Annotated in this window: 16 protein-coding genes and 1 pseudogene; 2 read left to right on the forward strand and 15 right to left on the reverse strand. The window is 33.9% G+C overall.

Annotated elements, in window-relative coordinates; genetic code table 11:
• Nucleotides 1–194, forward strand: a pseudogene (locus CRT24_RS20815) (IS4 family transposase); the annotation flags it as partial.
• 88 nt (nt 195–282) lie between these two features.
• Here CRT24_RS20815 and CRT24_RS04605 read toward each other — a convergent pair.
• The 15 genes from CRT24_RS04605 to CRT24_RS04675 all read right to left on the reverse strand — a co-directional run bounded on the left by CRT24_RS04605 (nt 283) and on the right by CRT24_RS04675 (nt 16,285).
• Nucleotides 283–1,164 (reverse strand): hypothetical protein, encoded by an 882-nt coding sequence (locus CRT24_RS04605; protein ID WP_099370076.1) that lies wholly within the window; start codon nt 1,162–1,164, stop codon nt 283–285.
• A gap of 14 nt (nt 1,165–1,178) precedes the next feature.
• Nucleotides 1,179–5,654, reverse strand: coding sequence for a hypothetical protein (locus tag CRT24_RS04610; protein ID WP_099370077.1), 4,476 nt, complete (start codon nt 5,652–5,654; stop codon nt 1,179–1,181).
• Nucleotides 5,655–5,679: 25 nt separating this feature from the next.
• The gene (locus tag CRT24_RS04615) at nt 5,680–6,105 is read right to left on the reverse strand and encodes a GPW/gp25 family protein (protein WP_099370078.1); all 426 of its coding nucleotides are present in this window, start codon (nt 6,103–6,105) and stop codon (nt 5,680–5,682) included.
• A gap of 11 nt (nt 6,106–6,116) precedes the next feature.
• On the reverse strand, nt 6,117–6,410 hold the full coding sequence (locus CRT24_RS04620; protein WP_099370079.1) for a PAAR domain-containing protein: 294 nt from the start codon (nt 6,408–6,410) through the stop codon (nt 6,117–6,119).
• Nucleotides 6,411–6,421: 11 nt separating this feature from the next.
• Complete coding sequence (vgrG, locus tag CRT24_RS04625; protein ID WP_099370080.1) at nt 6,422–8,197, reverse strand: type VI secretion system tip protein VgrG; 1,776 nt, start codon at nt 8,195–8,197, stop codon at nt 6,422–6,424.
• 5 nt (nt 8,198–8,202) lie between these two features.
• The gene (locus tag CRT24_RS04630) at nt 8,203–8,919 is read right to left on the reverse strand and encodes a hypothetical protein (protein WP_099370081.1); all 717 of its coding nucleotides are present in this window, start codon (nt 8,917–8,919) and stop codon (nt 8,203–8,205) included.
• Nucleotides 8,909–9,079 carry a DUF5908 family protein gene (locus CRT24_RS04635; RefSeq protein WP_218962575.1) on the reverse strand — a complete coding sequence of 57 codons (171 nt, stop codon included), beginning with the start codon at nt 9,077–9,079 and terminating at the stop codon, nt 8,909–8,911. Before CRT24_RS04635 ends, CRT24_RS04630 begins: the two co-directional genes overlap by 11 nt.
• 2 nt (nt 9,080–9,081) lie before the next feature.
• Nucleotides 9,082–9,540, reverse strand: a complete 459-nt coding sequence (locus tag CRT24_RS04640) for a phage tail protein (RefSeq protein ID WP_099370083.1) — start codon at nt 9,538–9,540, stop codon at nt 9,082–9,084.
• An 8-nt stretch (nt 9,541–9,548) separates the two neighbouring features.
• The gene (locus CRT24_RS04645) at nt 9,549–10,013 is read right to left on the reverse strand and encodes a phage tail protein (RefSeq protein ID WP_099370084.1); all 465 of its coding nucleotides are present in this window, start codon (nt 10,011–10,013) and stop codon (nt 9,549–9,551) included.
• A gap of 23 nt (nt 10,014–10,036) precedes the next feature.
• On the reverse strand, nt 10,037–10,960 hold the full coding sequence (locus CRT24_RS04650) for a hypothetical protein (protein ID WP_099370085.1): 924 nt from the start codon (nt 10,958–10,960) through the stop codon (nt 10,037–10,039).
• A 39-nt stretch (nt 10,961–10,999) separates the two neighbouring features.
• Nucleotides 11,000–12,025, reverse strand: coding sequence for a hypothetical protein (locus tag CRT24_RS04655; protein WP_099370086.1), 1,026 nt, complete (start codon nt 12,023–12,025; stop codon nt 11,000–11,002).
• A 30-nt stretch (nt 12,026–12,055) separates the two neighbouring features.
• Complete coding sequence (locus CRT24_RS04660; protein ID WP_099370087.1) at nt 12,056–13,474, reverse strand: phage tail sheath C-terminal domain-containing protein; 1,419 nt, start codon at nt 13,472–13,474, stop codon at nt 12,056–12,058.
• Nucleotides 13,475–13,506: 32 nt separating this feature from the next.
• Nucleotides 13,507–14,829: a hypothetical protein gene (locus CRT24_RS04665; RefSeq protein ID WP_099370088.1), complete on the reverse strand. Its 1,323-nt coding sequence runs from the start codon at nt 14,827–14,829 to the stop codon at nt 13,507–13,509.
• Between the two features lie 2 nt (nt 14,830–14,831).
• Nucleotides 14,832–15,431, reverse strand: coding sequence for a DUF4255 domain-containing protein (locus tag CRT24_RS04670; RefSeq protein WP_099370089.1), 600 nt, complete (start codon nt 15,429–15,431; stop codon nt 14,832–14,834).
• 146 nt (nt 15,432–15,577) lie between these two features.
• A complete protein-coding gene (locus tag CRT24_RS04675) occupies nt 15,578–16,285 on the reverse strand; it encodes a response regulator transcription factor (protein ID WP_099370090.1) in 708 nt (235 codons plus the stop codon).
• Between the two features lie 818 nt (nt 16,286–17,103).
• Here CRT24_RS04675 and CRT24_RS04685 point away from each other — a divergent pair.
• Complete coding sequence (locus tag CRT24_RS04685; protein ID WP_099370092.1) at nt 17,104–19,275, forward strand: DPP IV N-terminal domain-containing protein; 2,172 nt, start codon at nt 17,104–17,106, stop codon at nt 19,273–19,275.
• Nucleotides 19,276–19,344 lie beyond the last annotated feature (69 nt).

Raw genomic sequence — 19,344 nt, forward strand, 5'->3', positions numbered from 1 at the left:
TATGGACTGCACTTATCGGGATCCTGCTCTTTAAGTACATCCAGAAGAAGGCAAAATACAATTGGAACCTCTCGAATCTGGTCAACTTTATCAGGATGAACATATTCGTGAAAATTGATCTGTGGAAATGGGCTGATGATCCGTTCATTTCAGGAAAACCTCCCGATAAAAAAGGACAATATGTGCTCTTTTAGTAACACACATAGGATACCTTTCCAGTAATTAACCAAATTCTTCAATTGAACACAAATGGAGAAGGATTTTTTATGCCAAAAAATTTATTTAGGACAGTACTGGTTTTATTTGTTGAAGTTCCGAATTATCTATAAATCCATGACTTTCATTTAAGTTATGTGCTCTTCCTGCGAAAATTTCATCAATTGGAATATTCTTATCTAATAATTGTTCTAGTGTATAGAATTTTGGAGTTGGTGTTATAAAATTCCTGAGTTTTAAAATAATGTTCTGATATACCGCTTCAGGGTCTGCGTTATTTTGCAATTCAACCGTTGCACATACACCCAGCAATAATTTGCAAAGGAAAGTTATATCGACAAAATCCTCGCAGAAGTTTCGGTGGGACATTAATTTACCTTTGATTGATTTTGAAAGAAGGTCTAAATATTCATTTGCTTCGATTTCATTTCCAAAGTCTGTTTTAGGATTTTTCTCTGTATCAATAAACACATGATATAATCCATTTAATATAGTATTGCTGGAATTATAATCCTGAGCATTAAAATCGTACTGATTATTTGGAGAGTAGCAGAAATCATGTTGGTCATTTGCTATTTCCAACCAGGCATTTCTGACCCCTTTGATATCGATAAGGAATTTTCGATAGTCTAAAATGGTTAATGGATTATTCGTCAATATTTGTGCTGCACTGAAGAAATTGTCGTCTTTAGATTGTTGTTGAGGATTTTTAGACAGAATATCGATTGTTGGCAGATTGGTTCTATATCCTAAGTCGAGCATAGCATAACATAGGATTTCCAAGATTGTTATTCCTGGATCATGGAGGTTGTGGTCAGTCCAGATTTTTCCAGAAAGCTTACCTAGATAGGCAATACCTTCAGACCTCAATTTTTGAAAATCAAGATAATCAGGAAATTCAGCATTTTCCTTACTTATCAACTTTATATTTTCATTCTCGGCTGCCATGATTAAGTTATTAGCTATGATTCATATTTCTTGCAATAATTTTCAATTGGTATGCTTGGATTTGAGCATGGTTCATATCTTTTTGGGGATTCCCATTGTTCGCAATCTTCTTGCTCAATTAATACATCAATACTAGCTGCGATTAAAATGGATCTTGGACTAATTGGACATATCACTTTGTCAGTGTTATATAGAATTTGTTTATGATCATCTTCATGCAGCATAAATAGTTCAAGGATATAATCGATATACTCCATACTCTCTAAAAATCCGATGATATCAGATTGATAGATACATTGTCCAAATGTCAATTTATCATATTTTCCGACGGCCCATGGGGCTAGAAATTCTCTTAAATCCTGTTTAAGCTTTTCTTTAAAAAAGACGACATCCCTACCCTTTTGGAGTTTTACTTTTATACAAAAGTTCACTCCTTCATATCGTGGGTTCATTACCCTGAACCTGACAAATGGGGAGCATCTTTCTTTAATAAAATCTTGGATATTACTTAATAAACTCACAGGAACTCGAGGTTGAAATGCTTGCGTTGCTTTAAGTTTGTTTAAATCTGGTATAACAGCCATTACGACATATCCTGGAGCAATTGGAATATCATTGATATATTGGCGAGCATCTAAAGCAAAGCTGTGATTGATACATTTGGCTTTAAACAATTGGGGGAATTCCTCTAATACTATTCTTTCATAGTCAAATTTTTGAACTGCTCTTCCTTTGTGTTTTAAAGTTTCACTCACTCTCACATAAAAATGACCATCGGCTTCTGGTATTCTACCTTCAAAAGAATCATAGGGTTGATTTACTAATTTAATTGAAGAGTCAGCGACCAATAATTTAGAGACAGAACCAGCAGTTAACGGCTTATCAAGTCTATTTTCATCATTTATGGAAGTATTTGTAAAGGTTGCTTTAACTGCTTGAGTATGTATTCCAATGGTCTCGCTTACAGATTTACTATTGATGCTAATGCTAGCTTTGATCCAATACAGACCTTTAGGCATAATTGTATTTTCCTTTGTAATATTTTGGGGAATAGAGAAATTAATTATTCCTGAAGTTGTTAGACCATCTGTATCGTCTTGCAGGATTTCAAAACCATTTCTGAGAGATTTCCAATTATTATTGTCTAAGTATTTCCATTGTATTTGCTGTCTTTTGGATTCTGAATCTGCTGTGGCTTCAGCGAGTTGAAAAAGAATGTTCAAATTCGTTCCAGGAATCAAATCTTTCAATCCTAAGAATAAAGACCCTTCCTCACAAAATGTAGGTAAAAGGGATGGTTCTTGTAAGATCTGTTCTTTTTTATAGGTTTCTTGGAAAGGATATAAATGAATAATTTCAATATCATTTATGGTCGCAGTTGCTTCATAGTCCAATTCAATATTTTTGATTGTAGGAGTCCATGGTTCATTAGGAATAACAGCTTGGAACAGTCCCGAATTACTGATTGAGCTAAGTATATCTTCAATTTTAGTTCTTAATTCTACTACCCTTCCGGATAAGTTCTTATTATTTATGTGTAGAAAATCAGGAGGTAGAACAGTTGCTCTGATATGGTCAGCTTCAGGGTCATTGATGGGTCCATCGCCAATATATCCGATTTTCTGTTTTATTCCATCGGGATTTCCGTTGACAGCAACCTCAACAATTTCTGAGGTTTCCTTAGCTTTTTCTATATCTGTTTTAAATTCACTAGTTTCAAATACGATTAATTCATTCGCTCCATTATAATAAATTGCACCTTCAAGGGTACTATCAGGCAATTTCCCCAATGCCATCATTTGCCTAGCGAGGACATAAGAATACACTTTATGGCAAAAATCTTGGAATTGAAGGTTGAGTTTCAAAAAACCATTTTTAGAATCCACTTCATACTGCTCTAAGCTCTCATCGGATAATTCAAATTTTTGATTCAGGTCAAAATTATTGTTTGATATATGAATGACTTGAACAAAATCACCATCTGGGTCCAAAACGGAATTTCCGTTAGACTGGAATAATTTTCTGTCCGAATATTCCTTCCCTTGGATTTTAACTTTTGTACTTAATGTACTATCAATATATTCCTCTGGCACCCATTTTCCATCCTCTAATACAGCAAGATTTATAAAGAATCTATCTGCATCTAAACCAAATTTCCCATTGCTTTTTAGATAAGCCTTATAGTAAGCTTCAAAATCCGTCGGTTTATCCTTCCAATTAAGTTTGATAAATATATTATTCCATTTTTTACCAAACACCTCCTGACTACCAATAAAAAAGTCTGGTCCTATGAGGTTCATTTGGTTATTTGATCCTAATACAGGAAGATTCTTAATGTCAAAATCTATGATTTCAGGTCTTGTCCCAAAAGGATAAATTGGAGCATTAACATTCTGAAGGCTTTCGCTATTTTGTACAATAATATTTTTTAAACCAGATACTTCGACCTTAATCTGAGTATCATCGACATCAGCTGCATTCTCAATGGGATTTGATAATTTAAGAGATCTAAAGAAATGATATAAAGAAATTTGTTGGATTCTATCTTTCAATGGTTTTTCGCATTCGCTTAAATTTGCCCATGTAAAATCCTTTTCAAGTTTTATTCTATCATCTATCTCAATTTTGACGAGAGGTAAATTTGTTATAAATCCTCCCTTCAATACCTCGTCCTTATAGAAAGTAATGCTTTCTTGTTCTGCGGAGATTAACGCCGAAATCTTTAGAATATAATACTTCTGTCCTGTTGACGCTGTTTTACTGATCATTGAAATTTCAGGACTCATATTAGGTTTAATCCATTCTTTTTCGCCACTAAAAGCTATATTGAATGCTTTAATAGGTTTGATGATGTCTGATAGAATTTCAATATCATTTTTGGATTGAATTAATGCTTTGTACTCGTGATCAGAAAGTATTTTTTCATAAATAAATTCTTCATTAGAGCTATAACATAACGAGTTTTTGGTATCAGCATTTTCCTGGATCAGAATTGATTTCAGTTTTTGTTCTAAGTGTTTGCTAATTCCTTTTTTGATTGCTAATTGAATTAAATCTCTATTGATCGGGTAATAAACTTGGTTTAGAACATTCACTACATTTTCGGTGAACTCTACACTATTATCAACGTTATCGCAGATTTCATTGTTGAAAGTGCATTTAATTACTATTGATATTTTCCTAATGCCTTCATTCAACAGTAATACAGGAGATGCCAATACGAACCCAAGACGAGCATGCGGATAAGGTTTAACAAATTGATTTTCGGGATCGATGTATTTACTGTTATAAGCCCCTAATGTTGGCCAACTTGGCAAGAAATCATCTGAGAAAGGTTTATCTCTACCATCCGCCATTATTGCGTTTGGAGCTATATATAGCCCTTCTAAATAGATGCTGTCATTAAAAATTTTATTGTTTAAGTAGAAGGTTCTTTTTTCTACCACTTGGGCTTTATTTACTACGATCTGATTATCGAGAGTAAATTGGATTTCAGTTTTATTAAGATCTTTAGGTCCTTTGACCAATAAGCCTTTTTCCAGCAAATACTTGTCAACTTGATTTTGCAGCTGAAATACTAGATGAATTTTGTCGGGTTCAGCTTCTTTGGCTTTCAGGTTCAAAACATCTTTATAGAAAAAATCCAGATGTTTTTTGGTAAATGTGTTTAAATCATCCTGTAGATGTTTAAATAATTTTAAGAACGAAAAAAGGAGTGCGATATGAGGGCTTAACTTTTCTTTAAACTCTTCATTTATAGCATCAAAACTTGGTTCCAAACTGCTTTCGGCACTTGGAGCAAGAGATACAATAGCATCTAAAAAAGTTTCAGCCAATAAAATGAGCTCGCCTTTTAAAGCTATTATTCTATTTCTTTTATTTGATCCGGAAGATAAATATGAACTATTGGTTTTAATTGCATATAGATCAGTAATATCTAGGTTCCATAACGGTTCGTCCAAATATACTTTTACGTTATAAGGCTTTGAATTAAACCATTTCGTTGCGGTATTCTGTAGGACAATAAATTCTTTTATTAGATCTGAAAGTTTATCTTTTATCAACTTTTCGATAGCAAATAATATAGGTAATTCTGATCCTTTAAGTTTTAAGTTCCATTGATAAATAGGTTTTAAAATAGTGAGGAAAATATAACTGATCATTAATTGAAGACTTTCCTCAGAAGGATTTTTATCAAATAATTTTGAATAAAAATTGAGTTTGTCATTAACAGTCGACTTATTATATTTTAAAATCGCTGTAACTAAGAAAGGATGGTTATTCTGAAAGAATTGTTGCCAGTCGGAAATGTTTAATTTGGAGTCATAGAATTTGATGTGCTGTGCTAATTTTTGGAAATAATCCAACATATCGGCAAGGTTTCTAGCATCAATTTTTGCTGAACTTGATAATAAGTCATCCATTACCCTTTGGCGTTGGCTAACACCAGGGTCATTTTGAAGAGGATGTATAAGTTCTTTGCAGTTCATGATAAAATGATATTTAAGACAATATTTAAATAGGTTTTAAAGCTTCGTTTAAATAATAGTCATACACATAATTGAATCTTGAATTCGTTCCTGGAACTGAGTATTCAATATTTATGGTAAATCTCCCTTCAATTAAATCAAAGGATTCTGCTGGAGTTACATCTATTTGTTCTACTTTAATCCTTGGTTCATAGAATAAGATTGCATTGATAACTCTATCTTTTAAGTATCCTATAACAGAACTATTTAAAGTTTCGAACACATAGTTTGTTAGATCACAACCATAATGGGGTTGCATGACTCTTTCTCCTAATGAAGTTGACAAAAGAATATTAAGGCTTCGATCTATATCCTCCACAGCAGAAACCATTTCCACGGTATTTGATGTTTTATTGAACTCGGGAGGAAATGCCCATCCGGTTCCTAGAAAGTTTATATTTGATTTTTCCATAATTTCTTTATTTAACCGCCTATCAATACAGTTGGCATTCCCATTACTATTGTTCCCCCGTGAGCAGTAATATCGCCTTGTCTAGCTGCTGGTTTTCCACCTATCATCACTGTCATTGACCCTTGAGCTATAGAGTCTGGAGGTCCTGTGCACATGAGTAAATCTCCAACCACTGCAGCCGGGTTACCACCTATAAGTACAGTTGGCACTCCAGGTCCCAAGACTGGTCCACCAACATGTGGGACAGGTCCGGGATTACTCATTGGACAGATATGCAAATCGTTTATTCTGGCTGCTGGAGGCATAATTTTATATATTAATTTATTTTTACCATAGAACCGCTAATCTCAGTTACACCTGATGATTCAACTTTTGTCAGAGCTGCTGACAGTTTCATGTTTGTATCTGAGGACATCGTAAGTTTCTTAGCTGCAATTTCCAGTTTCACCCCTGCGGAAATCTTTATATCTCCATCAGCTTTAATTTCTAAGTCTTTGGGGCTATAAACCATAATTCCATTGCTATCCATTGTTATTTTATTTGAATTTTGATCTTGGATTTCAATTTTTGTTCCTTGCTCATCCAGTACGACACTATTTCCGGCAGGAGTATCAATGGTTATAGTTTTAGAGTTATCATTAAAATGGACTCTCATATTACTTCTTGTAAAAAAACCTTTTTCGTCGTTTGCATCCGCTCCTTTTAATGGAGCTGGTTTTGCACTGCTGTTGAGCATCCCCAACATAATAGCATGTCGAGGATCGTTATTTATAAATCCTACAATAATTTCATCATCAATTTCCGGTCTGAAAAATGATCCTCTATCTTTACCGGCATCCAAGCAGGCGATTCTTACCCATGTTCCGTTTGAACTGTTGTCAATAATTGGAATTTTGACAAGGATTCTATCTTCCCCGTCAGGGTCACCTTCTAATTGTAATACTTTGCCAATTTGCAGACCTTTTATTGATCCTATTAAGCCTGCAGCTGGCGCATCGAAGATGTTTGGATGTAAGTCAGCATATTTTTCTGAACTTAGTCCGAATTGTATGTTGGTATACCAGGTTCCATCGCCGATATCTTGTCTTACTGCAGTGACATAAGCATTTCCATTATATCGATCACCAATTCCGGAAATCTTTACCATATCCCCACTTTTGATGTCTGTGAATCCAGTAAATCTTGCTCTACCCCGAATTTTCGACAATCTACTTCTCATCATAGTAGCATCAACCCAAGATTGGAGTTCTTGTTCCGTTAAACTTCCGCTATGATTCAGTTCCAGTTTATCCAAGCTGTTTGAACTTGCTAGGTCTGAGCCGTTGACATTTCCATTTTCGTTAAATGAAGTTGCTTCATCAGTTTCGGCCTTAAAAAGATCTTGATTTTTATAATCCCAAGATGTAGCCTCGACCTTAGACCATTGATTGCGAACGTCCATTTCTGCTTCAAACTCAATAATTGAAGAACCGTAAGTAATCTGCAAGACCGGATCCGTTGTGGTATCCGGTGGTGAAATTTTTATTGAGGCATCATTCACATTCACTAACATTCCGTTTGCTTCGGCTCGCAACAGCATGAAATCCCAGTCACTCATATGATGTTGAATTAACTCCTTATGTTTTAAATCAGTATTTTCGATTTCAGCAGTTAGATCAGCATATTCTCCGACCAATGTTTCTATAGCTTCATTATCCTTAACATCTAAAAAATACCTGCTATGCCTTCCTAAAGTCATCTTCATTGCTAAGTCACGGCATTCCACTATTAATTGTGAGTTTCCATTTTCTTTAACCTTAACTTGTTGTTTTGTAATAATTCCGCTGAATGCTTGCTTGTTATCTCCGTCAAATCCTATTTTAATATTGATTTTATTTCCAGGGAGAAAATCATCCTTATCACTGATTTCAAATTTCTCTAAAGAAGCATCACCATCCTTAAGTATTAATTTGGCAACTGGAATTCTATTAACCTCTTTTTCAATTGATAAGCTTAATAATTCATAGGATGCATCCATGTCATTTCCTTCTAATTTAATTTCGAAAGTGATGACATCATGCTGCGATGGATTCGGAATAATAAGTTCTTCCATGAGTTCTAATTTTTATCAAAAGGTGGAAAGTAGATTTCATGTCCTGGGATTACCTTTCTTATAGAGGTTAAACCATTAGCTTTTCCTACTTGAAGGAAATATTTAGTATCATTATATATTGAGTAAGTCATTAAATCGAGTCTATCTCCTTGTTTTACGACTCTATGATGAGTAAGATCAGGAGATGCTGGATTATCTTCAGCCATCCTTTGCTCTCGGGATTGATAATCTAAAAATGTAGCTGAGAGTCTTGCTCTAAGGGGAGTTCCATCGGGTTTGAAAAGTGTGAAATTAACGTCTAAGTTTGTAAGTACACATCTGAATCTAATTTCAGAACCCCATATAATCAATAAGAAATTAGGTCTGTGTATTTCACCTTGGTAATTATAAGCACAGTCCATAAAAATCTGCAATTGTTCATTAACGGGTTTGTTTTTATATTCCTCCCAATACCCTTCCATTGTTCCGGTTCCGTCGAGAATAAAATCGAGTTTAAGTTCTTCTGGCGCTGTAGATTTAAATTTGACTTCAGCAGATCCAGTTCCGTGAGGTCTTTGTACATCATGTTCTATTTTATAGTTTTTAGCAAATGATTCAGGATTAATCGGGGCAATGAATGCTGGTTTATTTTTATTTTCAGCATCACTAACCTGAAATTGCCTATCCGTAAATGAGTAAATCAGCAATTTCTCCAATTTTCCGGAACTATAATTAGCGCTCATTTTTCTCTTTTAATATTTCCAACACTCTTTCTACACAGACTTTGATTATTTCTTCTGAAGGAGACACGTCATTACCGTTATTACCATTATTGGCATTGCCTTGGTTAAGGTCTTGAACAATGGTAGCTTTTATCAACATTTCTCTAACTTCAATTGGCATGATTAAGATTTTTGAAAGATTAATCTATTAAAATTCAATTCCAGGGTTTCAATCAGGACTTCCGCCCTACCGGCATTTAATTCAGAAAGTTTCCAACTACGTGGCCATACATTATTAATTTTCCAATGCATAATTGATTGGTGCTGTTCATCCAATAAATTGATTACCACAGTCTCTAAGGTTTCATACACTTGATCATCGAATGCTTTTTTTAACCAATCCGTCACTGCTGAAGCACCAGGAGCAATCAATCCTCTTTTCAAGACTAGCGGTCCATATTTATGCCTTATTGGAACTACATGTTCAAATCTATTTTCACCACCTTCCTTAATGGACTCAACATCTATTGTTGAATCTAAACCGGTTACAGACTGAAATTTAACATCAACAGTTTTATTCCCTTTCAGTGTAAAGTTCACTGAAAAATGAAAATTGACCGTTTGGTATAAATTGTCTGCCATGGTGTTTTTTATTTTTTAGCTTCGACAATTGATAATCCTTCATGCACCAGTTCCATCGTTTCAATAGCGACTTCATTTGCATCCGCTTTTAGATTTGTTGATTGTACCTTTGAAGGCCATGCTCTTGATAAAGTCCAAGAAATAATTGGTTGATGCTCTTCATCTAATAACCGTATGGTTACGTCTCTTCTAAATTTCTCTTTACCTTCTTGGAACATCATTGTTTTTTTCCATTGCTCGAAATATTCAAAATCACCAAAGAAGGTTCCGCGTTTCAGCACCACATTTGGATATTTCGTTAATCCTGGCTGTTTGGTTTTATTATAAGTTGGGCTACTTCCTTCCCTATATTCTATGACTTCAGTTTCAAAATCAAGTCCACTAACTTCTGTAAAACCTATTCGAGTTCCCCCCCAATCCAATTGAAAATGGAACTTAGGTAGTGGGTAGTTTTTTTTAGGATCGTTTGACATAACAAAAGATTTAATTGTGTGGTTTATTTACATTTATTTGCTGGGTTTACTTCATTGATAGCATTTTCAAGGCTTTGCTTACAGGCAAATAAGGCATCTCTTTTTTCCTTAGCAGCATCCAGTTCTTTTTTCAGCAAATCAACTTCTTGCTTGCGATTCATATAATCTGTTTCCAATTGTCTATAATATTCGTTTGAATCAATTGGCAAGCTTATGCTAGGTTCTAAGCAGCAGCTTTCAGATGAACTTGTGCTTTTCATAATTTTAGATTCAGATAGGCTGGTTACTTCCTCAGTTGATGCACAATTATTACAGTTGAATTTTCTTTTCCAATAAAGGATAGTTTCTTTCAAACCATATTCTTCGCAAATATTGATATGTAATCCATAGGCATATTCTACTACAGATACGATTTGGGGGATCAATATGTCTCTGGAGAGAATGACAGCATCCAACTTTGCACCGTAATCTTCAAGCAACTTCATAATGCCAATTCCTGAAGCTAATTCTGGTCTTTTTAAACAATTTATACAGGCGATTAATTTATCGTATTGAGATTTTAACTTATCTACCCTTATGTATAAATCCTCTATCATACAAAAGAGTATTTCAATGGCTTTATTCGTCTTATCAGTAACGACACAAACTTTTTGTAGGAGTAAGACAAATAGTTCGAGCTGCCGACAAAGCGCATCCGCATTTTCATCCGTCATTTCCCATTCAGTATACCAGGATTTCAGTCTATCCCTTTCTTCTACTGTCAAGAGGTATTCAATTTCTTTATTTATAGCAAATGCATTAGCTGCTTTCCAATCTGCAGTGACTTGAACCAAATCCCCTACCCAAGCATCATAACAGCAATCGCCAGCTTGATCATTGGTTGGTTTTTGGTCACAACAGTCGAAAATATCTCGGTCGCAATTGCTTATTTCATTATAGCTTAACATAATTTTCGATTTAATAATTAAATATTCTATCAATAGGATCTAATCACAGTTTATCCCGCCTTCATTATCTCCGATACAATAGATTTCTGTTACTTCTTTACAGATATCACAGATATCGCATTTACATTTTTTATATCTGTTATTTTCATCCGTACTACCTTCATTACACCCACAATCTCCAATACAGTTGCATTTATGACAGCACAAATAATCTTTTACTTCCAACAATGTTTCAAGTTCATTGCGTTTGTTATACAGTGCATAGCTTGACTGCGTTTGGCTTTTAATTGCTACTACGAAGTCTTCTTGAGCCTTTTTAAGGTTACTGGCAGAATTGGTGATTTGCGCTATTATTTGGTCGTCGAAATTTTTAGCATTCAAGGAGAAATCCTGTTGGAATTTATCAAGAGCTTTGATATTTGAGAAGGATTGAATTCCTATAGTTTCAGAAGTTGAATTACATATTATATCAATCTCTTGGGTAAACTGTACTGGTTTTTCGACGAGTTTATTTAAAATCCTGCATGCATCTTGGCATTCTGAAGGAACTTGGGTTTTATCTGTATTGTTTTCAGCATCATTGCAGTTGTCATTAGAGCAACCAAGAATTTTCAATTGTCCAGCATTACAGCTATCATTCATTCCAGCATCTAGTTTAGCTGAGGATTCTCTTAGGTTTGCAAAGGCGATTTTTGCGTCTTTTGCAGACTTTAAAACTGCTTTAAGTGCATTTACCAGAGCTTCATTTTGTGCTATATTTGAGGTTACATTCTTTTTGATTTCTTCAGATGCTTGGATGAGTTCAACACCGATTTTAAGTTCGAGGTTCCTCAACATATGGAAGTTTTTTTCTGTTTTTACAAACACACATTTTTTCTTCTCATACAACATCAAAGTTCCATTATTTGTAACTTCACTTTCACTCAATTCTCCCAATTTGGATTTTAAGCGATTGCAATAATCCTCTTTAATGAGATTAAGATTTTTTTGAGTTACAGTTTTGGGATCATTATCCTTACAATTCCCGTTCCTTGGGTTTCGTATATTTGAGCTTTCTATGGTCATAACAAAGGTTTTTAATTGATGAATCGATTATTATGATTCAGCTAGCATTTTATGCATAAAACGAAGGATGATAAATTCGGCCGGTCTCACTACAGCCATTCCAATTTCGACTATCATCCTGCCTTCCCATATATCTAGTTCGGTCATTGTTTCACCCAATCCAATATGCACGAAGAACGCTTCTTTAGTTGAAGCTCCCATCAATGCACCTGCTTTCCATTGTTGAGTGAGGTAGTTTTCAATCATTGATTTAACTCTAACCCATGTATTTCGGTCATTAGGTTCAAATACAAACTGTTCGGTTGCATTTTTTACTGATTCTTCTACCATACTGAAAAATCTTCTTACAGGAATATATCTCCATTCATTATCATTACCTGCCAAAGTACGTGCACCCCACACTATTGCTGGTCCACGTCCAGGGAATGATCGGATAACATTTATTGATTTCCCTGCTGTTGAATCAACATTTAAGTTCATTTGCTGATTATGGCTAATGAGTATTTCTGGGCGAATGGCATTACTTATATTGACATTTGCTGGAGCTTTCCATACTCCCCTAGCATTATCAACTTGAGCATATATACCGGCCATTGTTCCGGATACTGGCATCAACATTTGAATATTTGCAATTGCTGATTTTGCTTGGAAATATTGAGCATTATTTAGGGCCAATAATTCCGTTAGGTTCGTTGCTCCAGCTATACCTGAAACTTTGACCAAATCGTCATTATCTTTAGCTGGATTACCTGCCACCTTATAGTTAAAGTCAATTCCTGTATAAATTTTGGGAAAATATACTGCGGCATATTTAAGGTCATCAGTAGTTCCAGACAAGGTACTTCTCAATAGATCAACATCCAGGTTCCACTGATTTAAATTTGCTGGATCATGATAAACATCCAAAATTGTAAAACGGTCCTGCAAATCCACACATTGTTTTATTGCTTCGGTATGGACATCGTAATAATCTGAAGCCGTGGTTAAATTGACGGAATCTGGGAATACTAATAGCGTGACCTCATTAATTTTCGCGATTTCATCTAATCCAGCTTTGAGATCTGTTGCCACGATTACACCAGCAGTATCAATGTAATTGCCTACAGATGTAATCCAGCAAGGTCCACCACCATTTGCGAAAAACAATTGTAAAGTATAATGCATCAAAAATTTAGATCTTTTAGTTTCATCGACTTTACCATTGATGGTATTTCCAGCAAATATTACGGAGAGACTTTCTTTTTCTGGGTCAGGAAAACCAAAATATTGTTCATATTGGAGCATTGATTCAATACGCCAGGGTTTATTTTTGAGATCGTTGTCTTCTTTCCATTTTGCTATTTCAGTATATCCTATAAATGCTGGAATAGCAGTTTCTACCGAGGCAATCGAAGGTGGAAGATGAGGTATTTCTTCTATATAGACTCCGGGGGTTTTATATTCTTGCATAACTTATGATTTTTGATGAATATTATTATTAATTAAGGCTCTATTGGAAAAAGAGATGATTCCTGAACCCTTATATCATTATATATTTTGTTGTTCTGATAGATTGGAGCTTTTGAAGAATTGGGATTTGGAAGGTATAATAGCGTATCGTCAGCTTTTTTAAATAAGATCGTGTTGGAAGTTAAGGACTTTGGTATTTTCGTAATTAGAGCACCTTCATTTGATATCAAAAATTCAGCATGTATACCATTTTTCAAAGCATTATTCTTACTGTTAATATATCGCCAAAAAGATGCTTTACTCCTAAAATTAATTTCAAAGATTGGAGCTGGTGGATCCATAATATTATTTTCATTCTTTTTAGTTATTAGTTTACCAGTTGCATCCAATATTTTGTATCCATTCAATGAACTTTTCAATTTTATAATGACCATGCCAATACTCTCCCTGAGTTCATTTTGCTGATCAAAAAACAGCACTTTATGAGTTCTATTAAAACCTGCATTTCCAGTTACCTCTAAAGTATATACTGCTTTGTTATCTACTTTTCTTGTAGGTATTGTATGAATAAGCTTGGGATCAAAAGCTAAATGAACTTTTTTTAAGGTATTAGATTTCTTAAAATGAAATTCTTGAATTATGTTTCCATTTGTATCCTTCAGTAGAAAATCTGCTTTTGTTATATTTTTATTCTTCGGGAAAGAATAAAAAGTATTTAAAGGAATGAGGAGTTTATCTTGGGGATTTGCAAAAGTTTTACCATTAATAATTTTCCATTGCGCTGTATTGGAGCTGTCCCAATAGAAATATTTTAGTTCATTTGCAGCAAACCTTGCTAGCTCACCTTGCTCATAAGTTTGAGAAGCTATATAATTAGGAATTTCAGAGGTCAGATAAGGAGCAGTCCTATCACCAGCATATAGGTTATCATTTGAAAAAAGGTAATAAGAATCCAAGGAATTCTCCAATTTTTCGGAGGTAATCGAATTAAAATTGGAGTTTTTTTTCAATAATAATACAGGCAGCAATAAATCATCAGGCAATTTTTGAATGGGCTCATAGGACGTAATTCCAGAAGGATTTAATTTAGCTTTTACAGAACATAAAACTTTAAAACCAGAGTAAGAAGGGATTAGTTTTAGAAGATAATCTTTGAAAAGACTTTTTGCTGATTCAGGTACAATAAATTGTAGATCGGAGTTAATATTCTTGGACATCGAATAGAACCTTTGCTTCAGAAAAGACATTCTATTTTCCTGCAAGTCTAAATCAAAGATGGTATTACCAGCTTTTTCAGTTTGGTAAAATTCATGCAGGATTTTCACCTCAAACAATGTTTTATAGATCAATTTCATGGCTATTTAAATATTGTTGAAAGATTTGTTTCTATTTCTTCAATTAATGGTGCTTCCCTTACGATAACATGTTCAGTTAAAGTCACCAATCTGAGTTTATACATTACAAATGGGGCTTGTCTTCCTCCGAGAGAGCCCCATAGGTAGTTTATTTGTTCAAATGAAAGAGTGAAGAGTTCTAAATTAAAATTCAGTTCTTCACTCATTTCGGTTTCTGTAGGGTCACCATTAATTGTATTATCTGAAGAAAAATTACTTTTACTTTGCAAGAATCGAATCACCATTGACAATCTTTTCAAAGCAAGCATATAATTATCAGAGAAATAGTTACATGTTATTAAGATATATAGGTTTAGATAAATAGGCTGATTTTCATATTGAGCTAGGCCACTTGGAGAACGTTTAACAGCGGCTTGATTTTTCAGGGTGCTTTCTTCTTCAATATTGACCAATGTTATGATAATATTGTCGGGCAAAGAGCTTCCCGATACGGTTTCTGATAAGCCAATATTATCGACAATAACATTTGCTGCATTGTCTCCTTTTGATGCTAAATAGGCAACCAATTCTGTTTTTAACAGTAGCAGGGCTTGATCAATCATGATCTCAAAATTTAGGGTGTAATACCTATAAATTAATAAGTGTATTTTTGATATATAAATTTCTATATGTTTAGTATTAAACACAATAGCTATCAATAGTCATTTATAATAGTATAGGTAGATGGGGATATTTGGAAAGTGTAATTTTATACTATATCAAAAAATATAGCAAATTTTGTCAGTTGACATAGATTATTGATTTCCAGTTTATTGGTAATATTTTTCCGGTGATTATTTACAGTGTGGATTGAAATAAACAGGAAATTGGAAATTTCTATGCTTGATTTTCCTTCTACAATTAATTTGATGATTTCTTTTTCTCTTTTACTCAACAACATAAACCTATTGCAATATAATTGGAAGTAATTTTCTTCATCCAAATTTTTGCTTTTAGCTTGTTGTTTATTGAGTTCGAATGCGTACCTGAACAAAATTGGTACGGACGCGGGTTGATCTTTAAGTAAGAGTTTGGAGGTGGCGAAATACCACCTATAATTATTGGAATTAGGGTTTCTAGATTTTTGGAAGAAAAAATAAACTTTATTCAGATCAAAATTTATCAATGCATTATATAATTTCTTTTCAATTTGGAAATTATCTTCAGGTGGAAAAAAGAAGTCAAAATATGCTAACCAAATATTCTCTGCATCTTGGTTTACTTGGTTAATGCTATCGCTTCTACATTGATAATAAAAGGCGTTTGTAGGTTGATTTTCGACGAAAAGATTTCCTACATCAAATTCTCCAATTTCAGTTTTTAGGAATTTTTGCTGCAAAATCTGACTAACCATGTTAATCAGGCTGTTCTGATAGTTACAGTAGTTTTCAGTTTCTATATCATGATAAAGGTTCATGGTACTGCTATTTATAGTTAGTGAAAGGACAAACAAATATTGATAGACCCTTTTGATGACGTAACTAATTAAAACTAAAATATTTTAGGGATATCAATTCTTAAAATGTGTAAGTAACCAATATAAATGAGTGAGAGAGGAAAAATAATTAGTGTGCTTCTAATAAATTCTGAAGTCTAACATGCAAAGTGATATTCACTATGCCTTAAAATCATTCAAATATATAAAATTTTCAAATATTAAAAATATCTGAATAATAAAATTATTTGCAATAAATTCTTATTTAATTAACATTAATACTAACGAATAATAATATAGTAAAACGCAGAAAAATCTTTGTTTATTTTTATCTTAGAAAGAAATATATTATCGTTAAAATGTTTTATTATATTATTACTTCGGGCAATTTGTCCATTATCCAACTTGTCAAAGAGAGATCAGAATTAATCATTATAAATTTCTATAAACCCCTTCATCAAAATGGATAAACTTTTCGATGTATGCGTTCAATTATTAGTAGATTTAGCAGCAATCACAAATACCACTTACGAAGAAATTAATGTTATTTTATTTGTTTTTATTATGCCGCGAATGCTATTAATTCTAACGATTGCTAATTTTATCCTTGCTGTAATGTTGTTCAAAAAGAGACGCAGATTTATATAACCTTTTTATAAATTCAGGAATTCTTCAAAATATTTTTATCATGTTATGAATCTCTAAAAATCTGCTGCAAAGCATCTTACAGTAGTTATATTTTCAATAAGTCATTTTCCTTTTAAAAATCATTAATTTCGTCGTTATCAAATTTCAAATTAATGAAAAAATTACTGTTACTATTATTATTAGGCTCTACCTATGCTTATGGCCAAAGGGGCTTTACAATTGAAGAGACAGTTTATGGGCCCGGAAAATTTGCGCCTAAAACTTTAACAGCTCCCAAATGGGTAAAAAATTCCAATGCTTTTTCCAGTCTTGATAGTACATTTCAAAACCTTATAGTCCGTGATGCTAAAGATAGCTGGAAAGCAAAAGAGATTTCGAATGTAACTGAGCTCAAGGGTGCTCTAAATTCAATCCTTCCGGAAGAAAAGTTTTCATTAAAATCCTTTCCCACAGGATATACCTGGCTTAATAATAACTCTATACAGTTTAATTTGGATGGGGAAAGAAATTCTTATGGAATTGTGTATGACCTTTCTACTAAAAAGGCAAAGGTAACTTCTACACTTCCGAAAGATCGGGATGGACAAGAATATACTGCAAATAACAACCATACTGCAATCTTAAAAGGCAATAATATTGAAATTATTAAGTCTGATGGTACCAAGATCGTAGTAACAAAAGATACTGTTGATGGCATTGTTAATGGTGGTTCCGCTGTACACCGAAACGAATTTGGTATCAATAAAGGGATGTGGTGGTCTCCTGATGACAAAAAACTTCTTTACTATCGCAAAGATGAGAGTATGGTGAGTAAATACCCCCTTCCGCAATGGGATACGCGAGTTGCTACTATCAAGGATATCCGCTACCCTATGGCAGGAATGAAAAGTGAAGAAGTAACCCTTCATATTTTTGACACAGATACACAAAAATCTATTCAAATTCAAAGTGGTGAACCTAAAGAACAATATTTAACAATAGTGACCTGGGATCCAACCGGAAAATTTGTGTATGTTGGAGTTTTAAATCGTGGTCAAAACCACTTGAAATTAAATAAATATGATGCTCAGACTGGTGAATTTGTAAGTACACTTTTTGAAGAAACTTCAGATTCATGGGTAGAGCCTCAAGAAGCATTAGTCTTTCTTCCCAATAACCCTAATCAATTTATCTATCAAACTGATAAAGACGGCTTTAACCAACTTTATTTGTATGATACTCAAGGTAAATTGATTAAAAACTTAGGTTTCAATGATGTCATCGTCACAAATTTTCAAGGATTTGATGAGAAAGGTTCTAAAGGATATTACATTGGAGCTACAAATAATGGGATGGAGAGACATTTGTTTGAAGTTGATCTGAAGTCTGGAAAAACTATTCAATTAACAAAAGCCAACGGCACCCATCATGCTTCAGTAAACGGATCTGGTGAATATATTCTTGATATCTATAGTAACTTGAATACTGCAAATATCGTTCAGGTGATTAACAAGAAAAACAATAAAACAGAAAACCTAATAACTGCAGCAAACCCATTTACAGGTAAAGTTGATCTTCCTAAAATCGAGTTTAAAGAATTCACATCTGCTGATGGCAAAACTCCTCTAAATGCAAGAATAACCTACCCTACTAACTTTGATCCTAACAAGAAATACCCAGTTATGGTTTATCTCTATGGGGGCTCGCATGCGCAACTTGTTACTGATAGATGGTTAGGTGGTGTCGGCTATTTTGATATGTACATGGCTCAGAATGGTTACATCGTATTTACAATGGACAATAGAGGCTCCGATGCCAGAGGACGTGATTTCACACGGGTTACCCATAGAAACCTCGGTGAAGCCGAAATGGCAGACCAAATGGTAGGGATTGATTATTTGAAATCACTGCCTTATGTAGATGTCGAAAACATGGGGATATTCGGATGGAGCTTTGGTGGTTTTATGACCAGTTCCTTAATGACGAAACATAATGATATTTTTAAAGCTGCAGTTGCCGGTGGTCCTGTAATGGATTGGAAATATTATGAGGTAATGTATGGCGAACGCTATATGGATACCCCTGAAGAAAATCCTGAAGGATATGAAAAAACTTCAATGCTGGATAAGGCTGATAAATTAAAAGGTAATCTCCTAATTATTCATGGTGCACAAGACCCTGTTGTTGTTCAACAACATAGCATGGACTTTGTCCAAAAGGCTATCGAAGCTGGGAAACAAGTTGACTATTTCTTGTATCCTACTCATGAGCATAATGTGATCGGAAAAGACCGTATTCATATGTATGAGAAAATAGCGAAATACTTTGATTTGTATTTGAAGTAGGAGAATTGGAAATCAATGATAAAATATCCCTTAGATAAATAATCTAGGGGATTTTTTATTTGATAATAT

Source organism: Sphingobacterium sp. 1.A.5, assembly GCF_002734235.1.
GTDB classification, from domain to species: Bacteria; Bacteroidota; Bacteroidia; order Sphingobacteriales; family Sphingobacteriaceae; genus Sphingobacterium; species Sphingobacterium daejeonense.